The sequence below is a fragment of the Streptomyces sp. NPDC051041 genome, from assembly GCF_044456065.1.
In the GTDB taxonomy this organism is placed as follows: Bacteria; Actinomycetota; Actinomycetes; order Streptomycetales; family Streptomycetaceae; genus Streptomyces; species Streptomyces glaucus.
Window position 1 is genome coordinate 1 of record NZ_JBITFM010000038.1, and the last position, 3,761, is coordinate 3,761.

Consider the following 3,761-nt stretch of genomic DNA (forward strand, 5'->3'; position numbering starts at 1 on the left):
GGTGTCAACGACGTGCTGCTGGGCGCGCTGGCCCTGGCGGTGCGTCAGTGGCGCGAGGCGCGCGGCACGGCCGCCGGCGGCGGGGTGCTGGTCGACCTGGAGGGTCACGGCCGCGACAGCGACCGCGCCGACGTGGACCTGTCCCGCACGGTGGGCTGGTTCACCCGGCTCCACCCCGTACGGCTCCAGGTCACCGGGGACGACCCGGCGGACGCCGTCAAGCAGGTCAAGGAACAGGTGCGAGCAGTGCCCGGGAACGGCTTCGGCCACGGCCTGCTGCGCCATCTGAACACCGACACCGCAGCCGTCCTCGCCCCCCTCGCCGAGCCGCAGATCGGCTTCAACTACCTCGGCCGCACGCTCTCCGCGTCCTCGGCCGACTGGACCCCGCTCGACCGGCCGGGCGGACTCGACGGCCCGACGACGCCACTGCCGCACGCCCTGGAGATCAACGCCGTCACGAAGGACGGTCCGCAGGGCCCGGTGCTGTCGGCGACGTTCACGTGGGCGGGCGGTCTGCTCGACGAGGCGGAGGTGCGGGACCTGGCCGAGCGGTGGCTACGGGCGCTGGAGGCGCTCGCGGACGACCCGGGCGCCGGCGGCCACACGCCGTCCGACTTCCCCCTCGTCACGCTCACCCAGGGCCAGGTGACGGCCCTGGAGGCCGCCCACCCCGGCCTGGAGGACGTCCTCCCGCTCTCCCCGCTCCAGGAGGGCCTGCTCTTCCACGCCCACTACGACCAGGAAGGCACCGACGTCTACACCGCCCAGGTGGAACTCGACCTCAAGGGGCGACTGGACGGGCAGGCGCTGCGCCGGTCCTGGACGGCGCTGCTGCGCCGGCACGCCAACCTGCGGGCCGCGTTCGTGCCCGACACCGCCGGCGTCCCCGTCCAGGTGATCGTCCGCGACCCCGCCCTCCCCTGGCGGACCGTCGACCTGAGCGCTCTGCCCGAGGCGGACGCGGAAGCGGAGGCCGACCGGATCGCCGCCGAGGAACGCGCCCGGCGGATCGACCCGGCGCGGGCACCCCTCATGCGCCTCACCCTCGTCCGCCTGGACGGCGTCCGACACCGCCTCGTCCTGACGAACCACCACATCCTGTTCGACGGCTGGTCGGTTCCCGTCCTGGCGAAGGAACTGTTCGCCCTGTACGCGGCCACCGCCTCCGACGGCAACGGCGGCACCGGTGACGACGGCGGCGCCGGCCCGGTGCTGCCGCCGCCGACCCCGTACAGCGCCTACCTCGCCTGGCTCGCCGACCAGGACGGACAGGCCGCCGAGCGAGCCTGGGCGGACGCGCTCGACGGGGTGGAGGAGCCGACCCTGCTCGCCCCGGACGCCACGACCGCCGGTGCGCCCGGCGTCCCGGCCCGGATCGGCGCGGACCTTCCCGCACCGGCCGTGGCGGCGCTGCGCCGGCTGGCGCGCGAGCGGGGCCTGACGGTCAACACCCTGGTGCAGGGCGCCTGGGCGCTGCTGCTGTCCCGCATGACCGGCCGCGACGACGTCGTCTTCGGCACGACGGTCTCCGGGCGCCCACCGGAGATACCCGGCGTCGAGTCCATGGCGGGCCTGTTCATCAACACCCTGCCGGTCCGGGTCGTCCTCGACCCCGCCGAGCCGCTGACCGACCTCCTGCTGCGCCTCCAGACCGCCCAGGCGGACCTGATGGCCCACCAGCACATCGGCCTCAGCCGGATCAACCGGCTGTCCGGCCTGCCGCGGCTCTTCGACACCCTCGTCGTCTTCGAGAACTACCCCGTGGCCGACGGGCTCGCCCCGTCCCCGGATCTCGCCGTCACCGGCTCCACGGTCCATGACGCGACCCACTACCCGGTGACCCTCGCCGCCGGACTCCGGGACGACGAACTGTGGCTGCGGCTGCACTACATGCCGCACCTCCTCACCGAGGAGGCCGCACACACGCTCACCGAGCGGTTCGTCGCCCTGCTGCGGCAGCTCGCCGACGATCCGGCCCGACCGGCCGGGAGCGTCGACGTCCTCACCCCCGAGGAGCGGCACCGCATCCTCACCGACTGGAACGACGCCGACGCGGACTCGGCGAAGCCCGCGGTCAGCGTGGTGGAGGCGTTCGCCGCGCAGGTGGCGCGTACGCCGGAGGCCGTGGCCGTCCGCTGGGACGGCGGCACGCGCACCTACCGGCAGCTGGACGAGCGGGCGAACCGGCTCGCGGCACGGCTGGCGTCCCTCGGCGTCGGCCCGGGAGACCGCGTCGCGCTGCTGATGGAGCGCTCGCCGCAGGTCGTGACGGCGACCCTGGCCGTCCTGAAGGCCGGGGCGGCGTACGTGCCCCTCGACGCAAGACTGCCCGCCGCCCGGCTCGCCTCGATGACGGAGCAGGCCGGATGCCGGGTCGTGGTGACGGACGGCACGCTGTCCATCGCCGGACTGCCCGGAGTCGACCACGAGATCACGGCCGGCGACGGCGACGGCGCACCGCGCGGGATCCCCGCCCGTGCCCCCGAGGCGCGCATCCTGCCGGACAGCGCCGCCTATGTGATGTACACGTCCGGCTCCACCGGCGAGCCGAAGGGCGTGGAGATCACCCATCGCGGCGTGGTGAGCCTGGCCACCGACCGCCGCTGGAACACCGCCGTCCCCTCCGGCTCCGACACGGGCCCGCACCGGGTGCTGCTGCACTCGCCGTACGGCTTCGACCCCTCCACCTACGAGCTGTGGATGCCCCTGCTCGGCGGTGGGCAGATCGTGGTCGCACCGCCCGGCGAACTCGACGTCCCCACCATCGCCCGTACCATCCGCACGCACAAGGTGACCTCGCTGCTGCTGACGGCCGGCCTGTTCCGCGTGGTGGCCGAGGAGGACCCCGGCTGCCTGGCGGGGGTCCGCGAAGTGCTGACGGGCGGGGACGTGGTCTCGTCGGCGTCCGTGCGCCGTGTGCTCGACGCGTGCCCCGCCACACGCGTCACCGACATCTACGGACCGACCGAGATCACCCTGTTCGCCACCCAGCACACCCTGCGGGACGCGGCCCGGGTGCCCGGCAACGTCCCCATCGGCCGGGCCCGCGACGGGATGCGGGCGTACGTGCTCGACAGCCGGCTGCGGCCGGTGCCGCCGGGCGCGCCGGGCGAGCTCCACATCGCCGGTGACGCGCTGGCGCGCGGCTACCTCGGCCGGCCGGCGCTGACCGCGGAGCGGTTCGTCGCCGACCCGTTCGGCCCGGCGGGCACGCGTATGTACCGCACCGGTGACCTGGTGCGCTGGAGTCCGGACGGGCTGCTGGAGTTCCTCGGCCGGGCCGACCACCAGGTCAAGATCCGCGGCTACCGCATCGAACTCGGCGAGATCGAGGGCGTGCTGGGCGAACAGGACGACGTCGCCGACGCCGTGGTCCTGGTCCACCGGGCGCCGTCCGGCGGCAAGCACCTCGTCGGCTACGTCGTGCCCGAACCGGGACGCCGCCCCGACCCCGGCACGCTCCGGGCGAACCTCGCCCAGCGGCTCCCGGAGTACATGGTCCCCTCCGACATCCTCCTGCTCGACGCGTTGCCGCTGACCGCGAACGCCAAGCTCGACCGCGCGGCCCTGCCGGTGCCCGACTTCGCCGCCGCGGCGGGCGCAGGGCGCGCACCGCGCACCCCGAACGAGGAGGTCCTCTGCGGGCTGTTCGCGGACGTGCTGGGTGTGGAGCGGGTCGGCGCGGACGACGGGTTCTTCGCGCTGGGCGGGGACAGCATCATGTCGATCCAGCTGGTCAGCCGGGCGCGGCGGGCCGG

Annotated in this window: 1 protein-coding gene; it reads left to right on the plus strand. The window is 74.7% G+C overall.

What is annotated here, in order from left to right:
- On the plus strand, window positions 1-3,761 hold a 3,761-nt coding region (locus ACIBAI_RS28855; protein WP_399038767.1), incomplete at both ends, for an amino acid adenylation domain-containing protein.